Raw genomic sequence first — 18,642 nt, forward strand, 5'->3', positions numbered from 1 at the left:
CTCCTTCCTGCTCAGCCCGCGAGCCGGGTCAGCCGGGACTTCATCTCGGCGCGTTCCAGCGAGCCGGGCGGCACCAGCGTCACCGCGGCCTTGACCGACAGCCGGTTCCGGATCGCGGTCTCGATGTCCCGGCCGAGCTGCTCGGTGTCACCGGCCGCATCGCCCCACTCGGCCTCGATCCGCAGCGGCGGATCGACCCGCGGGCCGTGCTCGGGCAGCACGATCTGCACGGCGCCGGTGGTGCGCGGGTGCATCGCGACCACGAGATCACGCACCGCGGACGGGAAGACGTTGACGCCGAGCACGATCAGCATGTCGTCGGTCCGCCCGATGCAGCGGATCAGCGGGGCGTCGTCGGCCGCCCGCCCGGTGACGACCACCCGGTCCCGGGTACGGAACCGCACCAGCGGGCAGCACTCGCGGTCCACCGAGGTGTAGACGAGCTCGCCCTCAGCGCCGGGTTCGGCGATCACCGGCTCCCCGGACTCCGGGTCGATCAGCTCGGCGATCACGTGCCGGCCGCCGGTGAAGCGCATCCCACCGCTGCCGGGCTGCTCGGCGAACAGCACCGGGGCCATGTCGGCGTTGCCGAGGCCCTCGGTGACCGGGGCCCCCCACTCCTGCTCGACCTGCCTGCGGAAGGCGGGCTCCCCGCCGCCGGGCTCACCCCCGACGAAGATCTTGCGCAACCCGAACTCGCGTGGGTCGCGGCCGGCGGCACGCAGGTACTCGGCCAGGTAGCGGGCGTAGGACGGCGTCGAGTGCAGGGCGGTGACGCCGAGCGAGTCCAGCGCCAGCAGCGCCTTCTCCGACGCCCCGGTCCCGATCGGGACCATGGTGCAGCCGATCCGCTCCAGTGCGTCGCGGATCGGGAGCCCCCCGACGAACAGGGTGAGTCCGGCGCCGTGCAGCACGACGTCGTCGCGGGTGGCGCCCATCGTGCGGAACGCACGGGCGACCAGATCGGTCCAGGCGGCCGCGTCGCGCCGGGTCACCCCGACCCAGCTGGGCCGTCCGGTGGTGCCGGTGGAGGCGTGCACCCGCACGACCTCCGACATCGCGACGCCGGCGTGCCGGCCCAGCGGTGCCTGCGCGGCCTGCGAGTCGCGCAGCATCTGCTTGCTGGTGAAGGGGAACCGGGCCAGGTCGGCGAGCGAGCCGAACGCGGACGCGTCGATCCCGTGCTCGGCGAACAGGTCGGCGTAGAGCGGTGAGCGGGCGGGCAGGCCCTCCAGCTGGGCCCGCAACAGGTCGGTGACGGCCTCGGCGTCGGCGGGCGCGACGAAGCCGGGCACGGGTGCAGGGGACACGATGGCTCCTCGGATCACGGCGGGCGTCAGACGTCGTGCACGATCACGCCGCGGATGGTGCGGCCGTCGGTCATGTCGGCGTAGCCCTGATTGACCTCGTCCAGCCGGTACCGGCGGGTGATCAGCTCGTCGAGCTTGAGATCGCCGGCCCGGTAGAGGCCGAGCAGGCGGGGGATGTCGTACAGCGGGTTGCAGCCGCCGAACAGCGCGCCGCGGATCTGACGCTGGTAACTGATCATCATCCCGGCGTGCACGTCGACGGTGTTCTCGCCGAGCCGTCCGACCGCGGTGACGGTGACCTTGCCACCCTTGCCGACGACCGCCACGGCGTCGTTCACGATCTCCGGGGTGAGCACGCCGGGGGTGCAGATCGCGTGGTCGGCGAGCTGGCCCCAGGTGGTCTCGACGACGAACTCGTGCGCGCTGGCCGCGTCGGCGAAGGTGTGCGTCGCCCCGAACATCTCGGCGGACTCACGCTTGAACGCGACCGGATCGACGACGACCACGTTCTTCGCCCCGGCGTAGCGGGCGCCCTGCACGGCGTTCGAGCCGACCCCGCCCGCGCCGTAGATGACCACGGTCTCCCCCGCCCGGACACCCGCGGCGTACACCGCGGAGCCCCAGCCGGTGGGGACACCGCAGCCGACCAGCGCGCCGATCTCGAACGGGATGTCCTCAGGCAGCGGGACGCACGCCCACTCCGACACCACCGCGTACTGCGAGAACGTGCCGAGCGTGCAGAAACCGCCGAAGTCGACGCGATCGTCGCCGGTGCCCTCGTGGAACCGGAACGACCCGTCCAGGAACATCCCGGTGCCCGCGTTGAGGCCCTTCACGCACATGTTCTGCTGCCCGGTCGAGCAGGGCCGACAGGCGCCGCAGGCGGGGATGTAGGAGCAGACGATCCGGTCGCCGGGGCGGACCCGGCGCACGTCCGGGCCGACCGACTCGACGATCCCGGCGCCCTCGTGCCCGCCGACGACCGGGAACCGCACCGGCGCGTCGCCCGCGGTGATGTGGTCGTCGGAATGGCAGAGCCCGGAGGCGTGGAACCGGACCCGCACCTCGTGTGCGCGGGGCGGGTCGAGCCGCAGGTCGGTCAGCTCCCAGCCGGTGTGCGGGCCACGGGCCACCGCCGCTCGGGTGGTGATGACGCCGGCGTCCGTGGTGGACGGTCCGGCCGTCGTCTCTGCTGTGCTCACTGCAGGGCCCCCTCCGGTCGCGCCGCGACGTGCGGCAGCACCTCCGCCCCGATCAGGGCGATGTGGTCGAGATCTCCGATGTCGTAGATGTGCAGGTAGACGGTGTCCGCGCCGGCCTGCGCCAGCCGGCCGATCCGGTCCGTGACGTGCTCCGGCGACCCGATGGCGGCGTTGTCGCGCATGAAGTCGGACCCGATCACCGCACCGCGGCGGGCGACCTCCGCCGGATCGGCGCCGCAGGCCACCGGCAGCACCGCGGACCGGCGTGCGGTTGCCGGGTCCCGGCCGATCGCCTCGCAGGCCCGGTCGAACACCGCGTAGCGCTCGGCGAGATCACCGCCGAGCGCACCGTTGAACTCGTCGGCGAAACGGGCGGCGATCGCCGGGGTGCGCCGCGGCCCGGTCCCGCCGATGATCACCGGCGGGTACGGGTCCTGCGCCGGATGCGGCGGGGTGTGGTTGTCGGCGATCCGGTGATGGCTGCCGTCGTGCGAGAACGACGTGCCGTCCCGGGCGGCCCGCCACAGGCCGGTGACCACCGCGAGCTGCTCCTCCAGCCGGTCGAACCGGTCACGGATCGGCGGGAACGGGATCCCGAACGCGGCGTGCTCGCGCTCGTACCAGCCGGTGCCCAGACCCAGCTCGACCCGGCCGCCGCTCATCTCGTCGACCGAGGCGACGATCGTCGCGAGCAGGCCCGCCTCGCGGAACGTGGCGGCGCCGACCAGGGCGCCGAGCCGGACCCGGCTGGTCTCACGGGCCAGCCCGCCCAGCGTCGTCCAGCAGTCGGTGGGGCGGTAGGTGGTGTCGTGCGGGTCGACGCCCATCAGATGGTCGGAGCGGAAGAACGCGTCGAACCCGGCCGCCTCGGTCGCCAGGGCCAGCGCGAGGATCTCGTCGTACCGGGAGCCGTGGCGGGGCTCCATCAGCACCCGCATCCGGACCCCGGAGTCGCCCGTTCGCCCGGTGCCCGGCTCCCGCTCCGGCACGCTGCGCTCAGCCACGGATCGACACCGTCTTCACCTGGGTGTGCTCCAGCACGGCGTCGGCGCCCATGGTGCGGCCGAAGCCGCTGCGCCGGTACCCGCCGAACGGCCCGCCGATCACCCCGGCGCCGAGCGCGGCGTTCACCGCGACCTGCCCGGCGGCCAGCCCGCGCGACATCCGCACGGCGCGTCCGACGTCGCGGGTCCAGACCGACGCGACCAGCCCGTAGTCGGTGCCGTTCGCGACGTCGAGGGCCTGCGCCTCGTCGTCCACCGCGAGTACCGACAGGACCGGGCCGAAGATCTCCTCGCGGGCGATCGTCATGCCGGGATCGACGTCGTCGAACAGCGTCGGTTCGACGAAGAAGCCCTGGTCCAGGCCGTTCCCGGTCGGCGTGCCGCCGCCGGTGACCAGCCGGGCGCCCTCCTCGCGGCCGGCGCGGACGTAGCCGAGCACCCGGTCGCGTTGCCGGGCGTTGATCAGCGGGCCCATCCGGGCCCGCTCGTGCCAGGGGCCGATGCTGACCGCGGCCATCTCGGCGGCGAGCCGTTCCACCACCTCGGCACGGATCGACCGGTCCACCACCACCCGGGATCCGGCGGCACAGATCTGGCCGGTGTTCAGCGTGATGCCCGCGACGATCGCCGGGATCGCCCGGTCCAGGTCGGCGTCGGGGAACACCACCTGCGGGGACTTGCCACCCAGTTCCAGGTGCAGCGGCACCAGCCGGCGCGCGCAGGTCGCCATCACCGCGGACCCGGTCTCCGGGGAGCCGGTGAACCCGACCCGGGCGACGTCGGGGTGCGCGGGCAGCGCAGCGCCGGCCTCGTGGCCGTAGCCGGTGACGACGTTGAGCACGCCCGGCGGGATGCCCGCCTCGCGGGCGAGCCGGGCCAGCGCGAGCGGGGTCAGCGGGGCGTCCTCGGCCGGTTTGACGACGACGGTGTTGCCCGCGGCGATCGCGGCGCCGGCGTCGTTGGCGAACATCGGGCCCGGCGCGTTCCAGGGGATGATCGAGGCGACGACACCGTAGGGCTCGCGCAGGGTGAGGCCGAGGACGTCCGGGGTGTGGGTGGGCAGCGAGAGCCCCTGCACCTTGTCGGCCTGCCCGGCCAGGAAGGTGAGCATCCGGGCCATCGGCGGCGGGCCCCAGTGCGGGCGTCCGACCTCGCGGGACTCCAGCCGGTCCAGCTCGTCGGCGTGCCGCTCGACCAGCTCGGCCCAGCGCAGCAGCAGCCGCCCCCGCTCGGTGGCGCTGGTGTCGCGCCAGGCCGGGAACGCGGCCCGGGCGGCCGCGACGGCGGCGTCGACGTCGGCGGCGGTGCCGCGCGGCACCCGCCCGATGACCTCGCCGGTGGCGGGATCGAGCACGTCGATCGTGCGGCCGTCGGCGGCGGGCACCCAGGCGTCGCCGATCAGGTGGGTGGCGTCGGCCGGCAGCCCGGTGCCCGCCGGACCGGTGTTCGGGTCGGTCGTCGTATCGGTCGTCATGGTTACCGCCTCAGTGCTCGTGGACGATCACGCCGCGGATGTTCCGGCCGTCCAACATGTCTGCGTAGCCCTGGTTGACCTCCTCCAGGCGGTACCGCCTGGTGATCAGCTCGTCCAGCTTCAGATCGCCGGAGCGGTAGAGGTCGAGCAGCCGGGGCACGTCGTGCAACGGGTTGCAGGCGCCGAAGATCGCGCCCTGCACCCGGCGCTGGTAGCCGATCAGCATCCCGGACGGCGCCCGGACCGAACCGTTGCCGACCGCGGTGATGGTGACCTGGCCGGACTTCCCGGTGATCGCCAGCGCGCGGCCGATCACCTCGTCGTGCAGCACCCCGACGGTGATGATCGCGTGATCGGCGAGCTCGCCCCAGGTGGTCTCGACGACGAACCGCTGGGCCTCGTCGGGATCGGCGAAGGTGTGCGTGGCACCGAACACCTTCGCCATGTCCCGCTTGAACGGCACCGGATCGACCACCACCACGTTGCGGGCACCGGCGAGCCGGGCACCCTGCACCGCGTTCGCGCCGACCCCGCCGCAGCCGTAGACCACGACCGTCTGCCCGGCCCGGACCCCAGCGGCGTGCACCGCCGAACCCCATCCGGTCGGGACACCGCAGCCGACCAGCGATGCGACGTCGAACGGGATGTCGTCGGCGATCGGGATGCAGGAGAACTCGGAGACCACCGCATGCTGGGAGAACGTGCCGAGCACGCAGAGCCCGCCGAGGTCCTCGCCGTCGAGGTGGAAGCGGAAGCTGCCGTCCGGGAACTCACCGGTGGCGGCGTTCTTCCCGGCGTCGCACAGGTTCTGCCGGGCGGTGGAGCAGTACCGGCAGGAACCGCAGGCCGGGATGAAGGAGCAGACGACGTGGTCACCGACCTGCACCCGGGTGACGCCGGGGCCGATCGCCTCGACCACCCCGGCACCCTCGTGCCCGCCGACGACGGGCATCCGCATCCGGGCGTCGCCCTTCTGGATGTGGTCGTCGGAGTGGCAGAGACCCGCGGCGTGGAACCGGATGCGGACCTCGTTGGCGCGCGGGTCGTCCAGCTCTACGTCGGTGATCTCCCACGGCGTTCCCGGTTCCCGGCAGATCGCGGCTCGGGTCGTGATACCCATGTCGGCTCCTGTGTGTGGCAACGGATGCGGCCGCCTCGGCGAAAGCCGGAGCCCGGCCCGACCCGGATACCGGGTGTGGGCCGGGTCACCGGCTCGTGCCTTCACGATGCCGCCCACCCGGCAGACGCCGGGAGGCCGCTTTCACGACGCGGAAGGACGGTCCACTCGATACCCGCAGCGGTGCCCGCCCGCGGGATCGCCGGACACCTCGCGCCCCTCGGGCACGCACCGCGGCTGAGCAGCGGTCCCGGCGCTCGCGCGGCGGCGGGACCGTCCACTCGCCGACCGGGTACCCGTTCGTCACCACGTCACCGGTCCGGACCTCCCGGGTCCGTCCGGGCCCGCCCACCACTACAACTAGTTCAGTCGGCGCTGCACCCTCGACGAGCTCGGCGCCGTGACAGAGAGGCTTCTCGGTGGGGCTCGCTATCGGCGGCGACCCCTCATCGACTGCGACTACTACCCCCGGGCCACGGGGCCAGGGCGTCGGCAGAGCTGAGTCGCCAGCCGGGCGACGCTGGATGCGATCGCGGATGCGTACGCGTCCGTGTACGCTACGGAGCGTGTGGCCTCCTGCGGTGTTGTCGTTCCGCGAGTTCCGGGCCGGCTTGGCGGCCGCGCTCAAGCGGGTGCAGGAGCCGGGCGCGGATCCGGTGTTCGTCGGATCGCACCGCAAGCCCGAGGCCGTGATGCTGTCGGTGTCGCGCTACGAGGAACTCGTCAGATTCGAAACCCGCCGGGCCGATGTCGACGAAGCACTGGCCTCGGTCCGGGCCGAAGGCCTCGAACCCGGCCCGGAAGGGCTCGCGCTGCTCGAGGGCGTCGCCTCCGGAGAGGTGTCCACTACGCAGGCGCGTGAGCAGATCCTCGCCCGCTACCAGCGGTGACCGATCCCTACCTCGATCTCGACGCCGGGGTCCTGCGGAACAGGTTGGGCATCACCGACGCCGGCGAACTGGCCCGCGCCGAGGCAGAGCTGACCGCGCTGCGGCTGATCGAGCTGCGTCAGGAACCGCTGCCCGGCCGCTACGACCTCGACCACCTGCAGGATTTCCACCACCACATCTTCTGCGACATCTACGACTGGGCCGGGGAGCTGCGCACGGTCTCCCTCGGGAAGGGGCAGCTGTTCTGTCTGCCTCAGCACCTGGAGTCCTCGGGCGAGGACATCTTCGACCGCCTGCACCGCACGCAGCTGCTCCGCGGCCGTCATCTCGGCTCGTTCGTCACCGGACTCGCCGAGCTGCTCGGCGACATCAACGCCCTGCATCCCTTCCGCGAAGGCAACGGACGCACCCAGCGGGCATTCATGGCCCAGCTGGCCCGCGCCGCCGGTTACGAACTGCGTTGGACGGCGATGGATGCCGACGAGAACAACCACGCCTCCCGGCTGTCACTGGCCGGCGACAACAGCGCACTGCACGCCATGATCGCCCGTCTCGTGCAGCCCGTGCCCGACCCTCCCCCGCAACGCCCCGCCTCCGACGACAGCTGAGTGTCGACGACCCTTGGAATCTGGCTGTGCGAATATTGGGGCCGACCCACAGCGGTCTCACAATCAGATTTCAAGATCCGGCGACAACGTCTCACGTCACAGCTGTCGGAGCGCCTACGTCCTCCCAACTGATCAGCTACACCTGCGTGCCAGTTTGAGGCAGTGCAGAGCATAGCCGCCGCGGAGAACAGCTCCAATTGTCCAGATACTGACGACACAGCTTCGATGTGTTCGAAAATGTCAGCGTCGATCTCCTGTTGCCAGATCGGCAATTCGGACCAATCTGCGAGGTATCCCGGTTCGGGTCGTCAATGTGTTTGCAGTGTTGTCGTGCTGACCTGATCATGCGCTGGCGATCATGAGTTTCCGAACTGCAGTGGTGAACACTTCATCGGTGTTCGTGCTGGAGCCGAGCTGACGCAAGACCCTCCAGCTCTCGAGTTCGGTGTCGGCGCGCTCAACCGAGCCGCGGCGGCGGGCGTGAGCCTCGTTGACGTCGTGTTGGACTCGAGACACAGGCCGGTGGCGGCCGGTTTCGGAGTCCTTGCGAAAAGAAGGACGCGCTCGTCGCGGCGAACGCGTCGGCACACCGGGAGGAGTCCGCCCATTCGTTCTGGGGCGCGTTGCGCAGCGGCACCGTCCTGCGCTCGCGGCGACCTTCCTCCTGCTGACGTTCCCGATGTTCGCGATCTTGGACTCAACCCGTCAGCGCAACAGTGCTTCGAATCTATCAGCCGGGGTGTCGAAGTCGAGGGTCTTACGGGGGCGCGTGTTGAGTCGGTGGGCAATCTCGTCGAGCTGGGCCTGGGTGACGTCGCCGAGGCTGGTGCCCTTCGGGAAGTACTGCCGGAGCAGCCGGTTGGTGTTCTCGTTCGTGCCGCGCTGCCAGGGGCTGGCCGGGTCGGCGAAGTAGACCTCCAGCCCGGTCCGCGCAGTGACGATCTTGTGTCGGGCCAGTTCCATCCCGCGGTCCCAGGTCAGCGAGCGGCGCAACTGCTCGGGCAGCCGGCACATCTGCTGCGACAGCGCCCAGGTGACGGTGTCCATGTCGCGTCCCTGCAGGGCGACGAGCACGGTGAACCGGGTGGTGCGCTCGACCACGGTGGCGATCTGGGTCGTGCCGCGCCCGAGCAGCAGGTCGCCCTCCCAGTGCCCGGGCACCGCCCGATCGGCGACCTCGGCGGGGCGCTCGCGGATCGAGACCGCGTCGGTGATCTGCGAGCGCCACTGCCCGGTGGTGGTGTTGTGCACGTTGCGCCGGATCGGCCGCCCCGACCGCAAGTGCTTCTGCAGGGTCTTGGCCAGTACGCCGCGGGTCTGCACGAACAGCGACTTGTAGATCGTCTCGTGCGACACCCGCATCCCTGAGCCCGGCTCGAAGTGCTTGGCCAGGTGCCCGGCGATCTGCTCGGGCGACCAGTCCTCGCCGAGTCTGTCAGCGACGAACCCGCGCAGCAGCGGACGCCGCGCGAGCAGGCACACCTTCGGGCGCCGTGCCCGGCGCCAGGCACGATCCTCGGCGTCGACCGCCCGGTACTTGCGCCGGCCCTTGTTGCGGGCGATCTCGCGGCTCACCGTCGAGGCGGGTCGGCCGATCTCGGCCGCGATCGCGCGCATCGACTTGTTCTGGCCCAGCCCGCGCGAGATCTCCTCGCGCTCGGCGGCAGTCAGCGTCCCCGGTCGGCGCCGGCGTGGCGGCGGAACATAGCCCCCGCTCGACTTGAGCACCGTGAACACTGAACCCGGGGGCCGCTCGATCGCCCGAGCGATGTCACTGATCGACTCCCCGCGCCCCCAGCGGACCCACAGATCAGTGCGGTCCTCATCGGACATCCCCGGCCTGCCCAAGCGTGCCATCGCCCACCCCTATCATGATCAACTACCTGTGGGGTGTTGCGCTGACCGGTTGAGTCCAAGATCTCGTTCTTCGTCCCGCTGGTCACTGCCGCAGTCACGAACAGCACCGATGCCACCGCGGTCAACATCGTGACCTTCGGCCCGTTCCTGCTCGGAGCGATCGCCTCCTACGTGTGGAGCCGGCTCGCGCTGCACGGGGGACTCCGTCCGTGGCGGTACGCACTTCCCGCCTCGGTCGCCGCAGTGGGAGTCGCTCTGGCCGCGTTCGCCGGCGACTCCTTCCCCGTGCTGCTCGCCGGAGTCACCCTGGCTGCCGTGGGCATCTACGCCGCGATCCCGATCTTCTGGAGCATGGTGAGTGCATCGCTGACCGGCGCTGCGGCGGCGAGCGGACTCGCCCTGGTCAACACCGTCGGGAGTCTCGGCGGATTCCTCGCCGGGTACGCGACGGGATGGCTTCGTGACGCGACCGGCACCTACACCACGCCGTTCGTGGTGATGGCGGTGTCGCTGGCGGTCAGCGGACTGCTCGCCGCGACCGCCTACCGAGGGCACGGTCGGAGGGTCCACCCGGAGTCCGGTTGATCCTCTCCCGGTAGGTGGGTTCGGGCCACGGGGGCGGGATCGAGCAGTGTCTGTGCCACCAGGCCGACCTCGTCGTGGTGATCGAACCTCCGGCTACGGTCGCCCGGTGACCGCGACCGAGCCTGTGATCACCGCCGGCCTCGTCCGCGAGCTGCTCCAGGATCAGCAGCCGGACCTGGCCGACCTGCCCCTCCGCGCGGTGGAGGGCGGCTGGGGCAATCAGATGTGGCGGCTCGGCGACGACCTCGCCGTGCGGATCCAGCGCATGGACACCGATCCCGGCCCGCAGCTCAAGGAACGACGGTGGCTGCCCCACCTCGCCCCGCACCTGCCGTTGCCGATCCCGGTACCGGTCCGCAGCGGCACACCCTGCGAGCGCTTCCCCAAGCTCTGGACGGTCATGACCTGGGTGCCGGGCCGTCCGCTGGAACGCGGGGCGATCACCCGGCCCGAGCACGCCGCCGACACGCTCGCCGGGTTCCTGCAAGCACTGCACGTCCCGGCACCGATCGACGCACCGCCCGATGCCATCGGCATCGGCGCGCACCCCCGCGACAGTGCCGGAGGCTTCGACCACTTCCTGAACTCGATCGACGCGGCCACTCTCGGCGCCGACGCCACCCGCGCTCGCGCCGTCTGGGACGACGCTGCCGCCGCGCCGCCCTGGGACGGCCCGCGGGTGTGGGTGCACGGCGACCTGCATCCGGCGAACGTCGTCGTCGCCGACGGAACGCTCGCGGGCGTCGTCGACTTCGATGCGCTGTTCGCCGGCGACCCCGCCGTGGACCTCGCCGCCGCCTGGACACTGCTCCCGGCAGGTGCCGCCGAGCGTTTCCACACCGCTTACGGCGAGATCGAGGAGGCGACGTTCCGGCGCGCTCGCGGGCTGGCCGTGCTGAAGAGCCTGTTCCTGATGCTGATGGGCCAGAACGGCGACCGAGGCCTGCCCGGCGGAAAACCGGCATGGGGACCGGCCGGACGCGCTGCGCTGGATCGGGTCTTGGGCCAGGCGTAGCCCGGCGGAGCACTGCCGCCCTCGAACACCGGCACGCGGGCCGGTCGCAGCCGCCGAGCCGGGACTGTCCGAACTCCGGTGCAGCCGGCCCGACATGCCGAGCGGCCGGCACGGCGGTCACTGTTCACCCAGGCTTTGAATACAAGACCATCGGTCTCGTAATTGGCGGCCATCGCGGCGGGATGGAGTGGGCGCGCTCCACCTCCCACGCCGAAAGGTCCCTGGCATGCGCACCTCCACGATCGTCGCCCGTGTGGCGGCGTCCCTGCTCGCCCTGGCGGTCCTCGCCGGCTGCGGGGGCACCGAGCCGGCACCCGAGGCGAGCGGGCCGATCGCCTTCGCGATGCCCCCGGGAACCGATGAGGAGGACCTGTTGGCACAGGTCCAGACCGTCGCCGACTCGATCGCCACGGTCACCGGCCGCGAGGTCGAGGTCCAGAACCCGGCCGACTACATGGCCGTCGTCGAGGCGGTGCGTTCCGGCTTCGTCGACGTCGCCCTGATGAGCCCGTTCTCCACCGCGCTGGCCTACCAGAACGGCTCGGTCGAGCCGTTGATCGTCTGGGAGGCCGAGCAGGAGCCCGCCTCGACGTGCATCGTGCGCGCCGACAGCGAGGTCCGGGGGGTCGCCGACATGCGGGGCCGCCAGATCGCGTTCGTCGACCCGGGATCGACCACCGGCTACTTCATGCCGAAGTCGCTGCTCGCGACCAACGGCCTCACCGACGGCACCGACTACACGTCGACCTTCGCGGGCGGCCACGACTCGGCCCTGCTCGCGATGCTCAACGGGACGGTCGACATGGCCTGCAGCGCCACCCAGATCCTGCCGATGTTCCGCGAGGCGGGCCTGCTGCGCGAGGGAACCTACCGGGTGGTCGCCGAGACCGACCCGATCCCGGTGGGCGTCTCGATCGTCGCGAACGTCGATCTCGACGACGCGACCCGGCAGGCGGTCATCACCGAGCTGCCCGACATCCTGATGGCCGACGAGAGCCTCGCCCCGGTCTTCGGCGGCAGCACGACGTACCGGACCGAGCCCGGTCAGGAGGTCTTCGAGCCGCTGATGAGGGTCGCCGAGCAGGCCGGGGTCAACCTCGAGGACATGCGGTGACCGCCGAGCTCACGACGAGGGAGCCGGTCAGCGTGGAGCCGGTGGTGCGTGCTCGTGGGGTGACCGTCCGGTTCGGTGACAGCGTGGCCCTCGACGGCGTCGATCTCGACGTCGCGCCCGGCGAGGTCGTCGCCCTCCTCGGGCACTCCGGATCGGGCAAGTCGACGCTCATGCGGGCGCTGACCGCGATGGTCCCCGCCGAGTCCACCGCCCTGACCGTCGCCGGACAGGACGTCGCCCGGCTGAACCCGCCACAGCTGCGCGCCCTGCGCTCCGAGGTCGGGTTCGTGTTCCAGCACTTCAATCTGGTGCCGAACCTGTCCGCGATGACGAACGTCCTCACCGGGGGCCTGCACCGGGCCGGCCGGCTCAACCTGGTGGGCCTGTTCCACCGGGCCCAGCGCCGGGAGGCGTTGCACCTGCTGGGCCGGGTCGGGCTCGAGGCGAAGGCCCGGCAGAGCGCCCGGACCCTCTCCGGAGGGCAGCAACAGCGGGTCGCGATCGCGCGGGCCCTCATGCAGCACCCCCGGCTGCTGCTCGCCGACGAGCCGGTCGCCTCGCTGGACCCGCGGCTGGCCGACTCGGTGCTCACCCTCATCCGCCAGGTCGCCGCCGAACGCGGGATCCCCGCCGTGGTCAGCCTGCACGTCGTCGATCTCGCCCGCCGCTACGCCGACCGGGTGGTCGGTCCCTGCGGCGGGCGGGTCGTGTTCGACGCGCCGGTGGGCCAGCTCGACGACGCGTCCGTCGACGCCATCTACACCCACGACGAGCAGGTGGATCTCGATGTCTGACCTGCGGAACCGGCCCGCCCCGGAACTGACCGAGGCCGACCGGCTGCGGCTGGGCCGGACCGTCCAGGTCCCCGGGACCACCGGCGTCCTGGGCATCATCGTCGCCGTCGCCGCGGTGGCCTGGAGCTGGGCGGGCTCCGGGTTCAGCATCGAGCGGTTCATCGAGGGCGTGCCCAGGATGGGCGATTTCCTGTCCCGGACCTGGCCGCCGGACTTCACCGACCTCGACGTCATCGTCCGGTTGCTGATCGAGACCCTGCAGATGGCGATCATCGGGACGCTCGTCGGCGCGCTGCTCTCGCTGCTGGTGAGCTTCGGTGCCACCAGCACGATCGCACCGCGCTGGCTCTACTACCCGTGCCGGTTCGTGCTCAACGTGCTGCGGTCGATCCCGGACCTGATCTTCGCGTTGATGTTCGTCTCGGCCGTCGGCCTCGGCCCTTTCGCAGGGATCCTGGCGATCATCCTCGGGTCGCTCGGCTCGATCGCCAAGGTGTACGCCGAGGCGATGGAGGCGGTCGACACCGGCCCGATCGATGCACTGCGCTCCACCGGTGCGACCGGCAGGCAGGTGATCGCCTACGGCGTGCTGCCGCAGGCGTCGCCACTGCTGGTGAGTTACACGCTGCTGCTGTTCGAGGGCAACGTGCGCGGCGCCACCATCCTGGGGCTGGTCGGCGCGGGCGGGATCGGGATGGAGCTGACGACGGCCATGCGCCTCTACGACTACGGCCACATGCTCGCCATCATCATCAGCATCGTCGTGCTCGTGACGGTGATCGACCGGCTGAGCGCCACCATCAGGAAGAGAGTGCGTTGACCGCCACCATCCCCACCGGGCCACTGGCCAACCTGCGCGACCTCGGCGGCATCGCCGTGGAGGGGGGCGCGGTCCGGGGCAGGACGCTGTTCCGCGCCGACGACGCCGCCCTCATCGACGACCCGGGGGCACGCGCCCTGGTCGCCGACGGCGTCGAGCTGATCATCGACCTGCGCTCGCCCGAGGAGGTCGCGTACACCGGGCGGGGGGTGCTCGCCGGATACCCACCTGTCCACCTGCCGCTGCCACTGACCAGGGAGGCCGCCGGCCCGACCGTGCTCGCACTGATGGACCGGCTCGCCTCGGCGGCGCAACCCGAGCGTGCGATGGGCGGTTGGTACGCCGAGCAGCTGCGTGCGCGTGCGGGCGCCGTCGTCCGCGGGATCAAGGCGATCGCCGACACCCCGGGGGCGGTGCTGTTCCACTGTGCGGCGGGCAAGGACCGCACCGGAGTCTTCGCCGCCGCGGTGCTGTCGGTGCTGGGCGCCGACCGGTCCGACATCGTCGCCGACTACATCCGGACCGAGGACAACCTCGGGCCGCTGCTGGCCCGCGTCGCGGCGGCCCGGCCCGGGGCGGGCACCGATGCGGATCTGCTGACCAGGCTCCCCCCGGTGCTGCTGCGCGCCCCACGGGGCGCGATGGAGGCGATGCTCGCACTGCTCGACGCCGACGGCGGCGTCGTCGAGGTCCTCACCCGGGCCGGTCTCACCGGCGGGACGGTCCGGCGGTTGCAGGAGAAACTGGTCTCGTGAGCGCTCCGCACTCCGAGCAGGCGAGCGGCCGGTCCCGCGGGCCGGGCCGCCCGCGCCAGGACGACATCTCCGACCGGGTTCTCGACGCCGTCCTCGCGCTGATCGACGCGGACACCCCGGTCACGGTCAACGCCGTCGTCGCCCGGAGCGGGGTCAGTCGCGCCGCGCTCTACCGCCGCTGGGCCACGCTGCCGAAGCTGGTCGCCGCGGCGCTGGACCGTGGCCGCTCCCCGATCGAGCTGCCCGAGGGCGGGTCGGCACTGGAGACCCTGGAGCGCATCGCCCCGCAACCGGGCGACGACGTCCTGGCCGGCTACTCGGAGGCCAGGCTGCGCCAACGCCTGCGGCTCGGTCTCGCCGACCACGCCGTCCAGCGGGAGTACTGGGAGTCGCACGTCTCCCGCCGCCGCGCCCCGGTCACCGCCGAGCTGGAGCGCGGCAGACGTTCCGGCGAGATCCGCGCCGACATCGATCCGGAGATCGTGCAGGACCTGCTCGCCGGGATGTACTACTACCAGGTCGTCGTACGGGGCGAGCAGCTGCAGTCACCGGAGGTCATCGCCCGCTGCCGGGCCGCCACCACACTGATCCGGGAGGCGATCGAGAACCGTGCCCCCCGGCCCGACCGAGCGCCACATCGTCAGCGGTGACTGCTGCAGGCGACCGCGGAGACGGGGTGACAGGTCTGGGCGGTGCCGGGGACGGCGAATCGGTCGTCGACCGGGCGATCGGTGTGGCGGCCGAGGCGTTCGGGCCCCGCCTCTCGGCGGCGTACGCGCTGGGCAGCATCGCCCACGGCGGATTCGCTCCCCTGGTCAGCGACGTGGACGTGATGCTCGTGCTGGACGGCGTCGATCCGGCGACGTCCGCGCGCATGGCGGACGTGCGGGAAAGGGTGCGACGAGACGTTCCCGGCGAGCTCGCCGACCGGCTGTCGATCTTCTGGTCCGATCCGCCGGGCGTACGGCGCGGGGCCGGGGAGCACAGCCGGCTGCCCGAGGTCGACCGGCTCGATCTGCTGGACTCGGGTCGGCTCCTGCTCGGCGACGACTGCCGGGCGGGCGCGACCAGGCCGACCACCGATGCTCTCGTGCTCCGAGCGGCCGAGTTCGCGCTCACCACGTTCGACGACGCCTACCGGGCGCGGCTACGCGATCCGGACGATCTCGTCGCCGGCGGCGCGCGCCCGGTGACCAAGGCAGTTCTCTTCCCGGTGCGGTTCCTCTACACACTCGCCACCGGCCGCCTCGGTCACAACACCGACGCAGCCGCCTGGTACTCCGGCCATCACGAGCACGCCGATCTCGCCGCCGCCGCCGCGACGTGGCGCACCACCGGGCTGACAGATCCGGAGGCGGCACGGCGCCTGCTGTCCACCGGCCTCCGGCCGATCTACGCGACCTTCACCGCGGAGTACGTGCTGGCGCTGCGCGAGCTCGGCCAGGACTCGACGGCCGACAGGCTGGCTGCCTGGGGTGAGCTCATCCGCTGACGGTCCGCGACGGTCAAGTCCCGAGGTCCGGCGATGATGCCCCACCACGTCACCCTCGCACCGCACGCCGTCACCCCGGCCCCGCGACCGGCCGGACGCCCGACGTCGTCCGACGAGGACACCCAGCAGATCCCGATGCACCGGTGGCGGTGACCCGCACCGTCCGTTCGCGGGATCTCCTGGCGAGGGCGGTCCGGTGAGCGGCCCGGCTCCGGCGGAGCAGCGGGCCGCTGCTCGCTGCCTCATTCTTGTCAGAGGTGTTCTCTACCGTCAGCCGCATGAGCCAGTCGGAGATCCTCCAACGGACACGCCGGGACTACGACGACGTCGCGGAGCTGTACGACGATCTGATCCGACGCGGCGACGTCGTCACCGACGCTCTCAGCACCGCGATGGTCGATGCGTTCGCCGGTCTGGTCCGCGCCGGGGGATCGAACAGCCCGGTGGTCGATGCGGGTTGCGGCCCCGGGCAGTGGACAGATCATCTGGACCGAGCGGGTATCGCCGCCTACGGCGTCGATCTCTCACCTGCCATGATCACGATCGCCCGCCGGTACCGTCCCGACCTCCGCTACGACGTCGGTTCCATGCTCGAGCTGGGAGCAGCGAACCAGTCGGTCGCCGGCATCCTCGCCAGCTTCTCGCTGATCCACACGCCGCCGGATCTCCTTCCGCTCGCGCTGGCCGAGTTCGCCCGTGCGATCGAGCCGGGCGGCCCTCTCCTGATCGGCGTACAGATCATCGACACCGCCGGTCCCGATGGCTGGGCCCCGTACGACCACAAGGCCTCACCGGCGTACCTGTGGCACCTGGACGCACTCGTGGACCGGCTGCACGATCATGGTTTCGACGAACTCGGCCGCATGCGGATGGCTCCGCCCGCCCCCGGGAAACCTCCGGCCGGCTACCTGCTGATGCGCCAGGGCACCGGCCAGGGATGACATCGTGTCCGAGCCGCGCTGCACCGGGCCGGGGCTCACGCCGGGGAGTGCCGACCCGACGGAGTCGTCTCGGCGGCCACACCCACGGCGGTATCGGCCACCCGGTCGTGCAGCGCACGCCCCTCCCCCCGCGCCACGGCCAGGATCATCGCGGCGAGCAGCGGATAGGTCACCACGGCCGCGGCGATCGTGAGCCGGTCACGGGTCTCGAAGCCACCGAATGCCGCCCCGATGGCGACCGTGTGCCCGAGCTGCCACGGCACACCGATCTTGACCGTGTTGCGCAGGAGGGCGCGCCGACGGTCGATCGGCCGGCCGCCTCGGTCGGTGACGACCAGGCCGTGTCGCTGCTTCCCCCAGGTCGCCCGCGCCGGTCCGGACTCCTGCTTCGCGGCGAGCCAGGTCGCCACGACCGGTGGGACTGCGCTGGCTGCGAGCACGAACGCGCGATTTCCGCCCCAACCGGCCGCGTGCGCCGCCATCCCGAGGGGCACGGTCGCGGCGGCGACTCCGGCGTAGACGATGCAGTCTCGCAGGTAGGCGCGCCCGCGGCGGCCGGCCAACCGGTTCACGACGTCACCGTACCCGTGGCGACGGCCCACCGGCTCCGAGAGCCGGAAGCGCGCCCGGGCCGGGAACAGCCCTCCGCCGACGCCGGCCACGCGAGCACCTACCCGGTCGCGCGGCACCGTTTCCCGCGCCGGGGGTTGCCGGGCTGCTCAGTTGCCCGGTCGTCGTGCACGGAGCCGACTGCCGGGCGGCCGCTGTCACGTCCCGGAGAAGCCCCCGGCGACGGTGGACCCGATCCACTCCGCGTGCGCCCCGGCACCGGTCATCACCTGCGGTCCGACGCAGTTCGGGTCGGTCACGTAGTCACCGTCGCGGCTGATCACCCCGACCAGCGCCCACCGACCGTCGATCCACTGCAGGATCGGGCCGCCCGAGTCGAGCGTGCAGACCTGGGCGGGCTCGGTCGGGTGCTCCGAGCAGTGATCCCGGCCGGCCTCCAGCCCGGTGCAGCGCTCGTCCGGGACGATCTCGGTGTCGAGCTGCTGCAGCACGATCGGCGGCTCCGGGCAGTCCGCACCGTCCTCACAGGTCATCCCCCAGCCCAGCGCCCGCACCGGGTCGCCGGGCCGTGGTGCCGGCGCGAGCTCCAACGGCCGGGCATCGACCGGCTCGTCGAGCCGGATCAGCGCGATGTCCTCGCGCAGGTCCAGCATCTCCACGTCGAGTGTGGGATGCGGGACCAGATCCGCGACGTAGTCGGGATGGGTGACGATCTCGCGCACCCCGTACTCGACGCCCGCCGTCCGGTCGGTGTCGCCGAGGGCCACGGTCAGATCGCCGGGCGCCACCGCCCGTGTGTCCACGCAGTGCCCCGCCGTCAGCACCCACTCCGGGTCGACGAGCGTGCCGCCGCAGAAGTGCGCACCGCGGTCGTCGCGCAGCGTCGCCATGAAGGGATACGGCTCGTCGGCGTCGGTCCCGCCGATCACCGCGCCGGCCTGCGGGGCGAGAGCCGTGACCGCGAGCAACGCGCCGAATGCCGTCGCCGCCGCCAGCACCGACCGTCGTACGCTGCCGTTTCCGCTGACCATTCCAGGTGCCTCCGTGGTGCTCCGGTGCTCCCCGGGGCGGGTGCCTCCGGGGTGCACCGACCC

The 18,642-nt window shown here is 72.0% G+C and carries 19 protein-coding genes; 11 read left to right on the plus strand and 8 right to left on the minus strand.

All coding sequences use genetic code 11. From position 1 onward, the window contains the following. Nucleotides 1-11 precede the first annotated feature (11 nt). From Pdca_RS23595 to Pdca_RS23615, 5 genes are read right to left on the minus strand one after another with little or no spacing between them, the layout of a single operon-like run. Nucleotides 12-1,310 carry a phenylacetate--CoA ligase family protein gene (locus Pdca_RS23595; RefSeq protein WP_232021156.1) on the minus strand — a complete coding sequence of 433 codons (1,299 nt, stop codon included), beginning with the start codon at nucleotides 1,308-1,310 and terminating at the stop codon, nucleotides 12-14. Between the two features lie 26 nt (nucleotides 1,311-1,336). Continuing rightward, the gene (locus Pdca_RS23600; protein ID WP_085913557.1) at nucleotides 1,337-2,461 is read right to left on the minus strand and encodes an NDMA-dependent alcohol dehydrogenase; all 1,125 of its coding nucleotides are present in this window, start codon (nucleotides 2,459-2,461) and stop codon (nucleotides 1,337-1,339) included. A 47-nt stretch (nucleotides 2,462-2,508) separates the two neighbouring features. Beyond that, nucleotides 2,509-3,450, minus strand: a complete 942-nt coding sequence (locus Pdca_RS23605; RefSeq protein ID WP_085913558.1) for a TIGR03560 family F420-dependent LLM class oxidoreductase — start codon at nucleotides 3,448-3,450, stop codon at nucleotides 2,509-2,511. 58 nt (nucleotides 3,451-3,508) lie between these two features. After that, nucleotides 3,509-4,990: an aldehyde dehydrogenase family protein gene (locus Pdca_RS23610; protein ID WP_085913534.1), complete on the minus strand. Its 1,482-nt coding sequence runs from the start codon at nucleotides 4,988-4,990 to the stop codon at nucleotides 3,509-3,511. A gap of 10 nt (nucleotides 4,991-5,000) precedes the next feature. Continuing rightward, nucleotides 5,001-6,110, minus strand: coding sequence for an NDMA-dependent alcohol dehydrogenase (locus tag Pdca_RS23615; RefSeq protein ID WP_085913535.1), 1,110 nt, complete (start codon nucleotides 6,108-6,110; stop codon nucleotides 5,001-5,003). Nucleotides 6,111-6,673: 563 nt separating this feature from the next. Here Pdca_RS23615 and Pdca_RS36465 point away from each other — a divergent pair. Together Pdca_RS36465 and Pdca_RS23625 are read left to right on the plus strand one after the other, a co-directional pair. Continuing rightward, the gene (locus tag Pdca_RS36465) at nucleotides 6,674-6,997 is read left to right on the plus strand and encodes an antitoxin VbhA family protein (protein ID WP_197719808.1); all 324 of its coding nucleotides are present in this window, start codon (nucleotides 6,674-6,676) and stop codon (nucleotides 6,995-6,997) included. Next, nucleotides 6,994-7,605 (plus strand): Fic/DOC family protein, encoded by a 612-nt coding sequence (locus Pdca_RS23625; RefSeq protein ID WP_085913537.1) that lies wholly within the window; start codon nucleotides 6,994-6,996, stop codon nucleotides 7,603-7,605. Before Pdca_RS36465 ends, Pdca_RS23625 begins: the two co-directional genes overlap by 4 nt. Nucleotides 7,606-8,310: 705 nt before the next feature. Here Pdca_RS23625 and Pdca_RS23630 read toward each other — a convergent pair. After that, nucleotides 8,311-9,462, minus strand: a complete 1,152-nt coding sequence (locus Pdca_RS23630; protein ID WP_125911214.1) for an IS30 family transposase — start codon at nucleotides 9,460-9,462, stop codon at nucleotides 8,311-8,313. A 60-nt stretch (nucleotides 9,463-9,522) separates the two neighbouring features. On the opposite strand from Pdca_RS23630, the gene Pdca_RS23635 reads away from it, so the two are divergent. The 9 genes from Pdca_RS23635 (at nucleotide 9,523) to Pdca_RS23675 (ending at nucleotide 16,978) form a co-directional block, all read left to right on the plus strand. Continuing rightward, nucleotides 9,523-10,047, plus strand: coding sequence for an MFS transporter (locus Pdca_RS23635; protein ID WP_125911532.1), 525 nt, complete (start codon nucleotides 9,523-9,525; stop codon nucleotides 10,045-10,047). Between the two features lie 106 nt (nucleotides 10,048-10,153). Next, complete coding sequence (locus Pdca_RS23640; RefSeq protein ID WP_085913241.1) at nucleotides 10,154-11,062, plus strand: aminoglycoside phosphotransferase family protein; 909 nt, start codon at nucleotides 10,154-10,156, stop codon at nucleotides 11,060-11,062. 226 nt (nucleotides 11,063-11,288) lie between these two features. Then, the gene (gene phnD / locus Pdca_RS23645; protein ID WP_085913240.1) at nucleotides 11,289-12,176 is read left to right on the plus strand and encodes a phosphate/phosphite/phosphonate ABC transporter substrate-binding protein; all 888 of its coding nucleotides are present in this window, start codon (nucleotides 11,289-11,291) and stop codon (nucleotides 12,174-12,176) included. Beyond that, on the plus strand, nucleotides 12,173-12,970 hold the full coding sequence (locus Pdca_RS23650; RefSeq protein WP_085913239.1) for a phosphonate ABC transporter ATP-binding protein: 798 nt from the start codon (nucleotides 12,173-12,175) through the stop codon (nucleotides 12,968-12,970). The genes phnD and Pdca_RS23650 overlap by 4 nt, the downstream gene beginning before the upstream one ends. Beyond that, nucleotides 12,963-13,790, plus strand: a complete 828-nt coding sequence (phnE, locus tag Pdca_RS23655) for a phosphonate ABC transporter, permease protein PhnE (RefSeq protein WP_085913238.1) — start codon at nucleotides 12,963-12,965, stop codon at nucleotides 13,788-13,790. The genes Pdca_RS23650 and phnE overlap by 8 nt, the downstream gene beginning before the upstream one ends. Then, nucleotides 13,787-14,545 (plus strand): tyrosine-protein phosphatase, encoded by a 759-nt coding sequence (locus Pdca_RS23660; RefSeq protein ID WP_085913237.1) that lies wholly within the window; start codon nucleotides 13,787-13,789, stop codon nucleotides 14,543-14,545. The genes phnE and Pdca_RS23660 overlap by 4 nt, the downstream gene beginning before the upstream one ends. Continuing rightward, nucleotides 14,542-15,195: a TetR/AcrR family transcriptional regulator gene (locus Pdca_RS23665; RefSeq protein WP_085913236.1), complete on the plus strand. Its 654-nt coding sequence runs from the start codon at nucleotides 14,542-14,544 to the stop codon at nucleotides 15,193-15,195. The genes Pdca_RS23660 and Pdca_RS23665 overlap by 4 nt, the downstream gene beginning before the upstream one ends. 26 nt (nucleotides 15,196-15,221) lie before the next feature. Continuing rightward, a complete protein-coding gene (locus tag Pdca_RS23670; protein WP_085913235.1) occupies nucleotides 15,222-16,037 on the plus strand; it encodes a hypothetical protein in 816 nt (271 codons plus the stop codon). 278 nt (nucleotides 16,038-16,315) lie between these two features. Beyond that, nucleotides 16,316-16,978: a class I SAM-dependent DNA methyltransferase gene (locus Pdca_RS23675; RefSeq protein WP_085913234.1), complete on the plus strand. Its 663-nt coding sequence runs from the start codon at nucleotides 16,316-16,318 to the stop codon at nucleotides 16,976-16,978. Between the two features lie 35 nt (nucleotides 16,979-17,013). Here the strand turns inward: Pdca_RS23675 and Pdca_RS23680 are convergent, their stop codons facing one another. Next, a complete protein-coding gene (locus Pdca_RS23680; protein WP_158092180.1) occupies nucleotides 17,014-17,550 on the minus strand; it encodes an RDD family protein in 537 nt (178 codons plus the stop codon). A 195-nt stretch (nucleotides 17,551-17,745) separates the two neighbouring features. Beyond that, entirely contained in the window at nucleotides 17,746-18,579 is an 834-nt protein-coding gene (locus Pdca_RS23685; RefSeq protein WP_085913232.1) for a S1 family peptidase, read from the minus strand. Nucleotides 18,580-18,642: the final 63 nt, after the last annotated feature.

This window comes from Pseudonocardia autotrophica (assembly GCF_003945385.1).
In the GTDB taxonomy this organism is placed as follows: domain Bacteria; phylum Actinomycetota; class Actinomycetes; order Mycobacteriales; family Pseudonocardiaceae; genus Pseudonocardia; species Pseudonocardia autotrophica.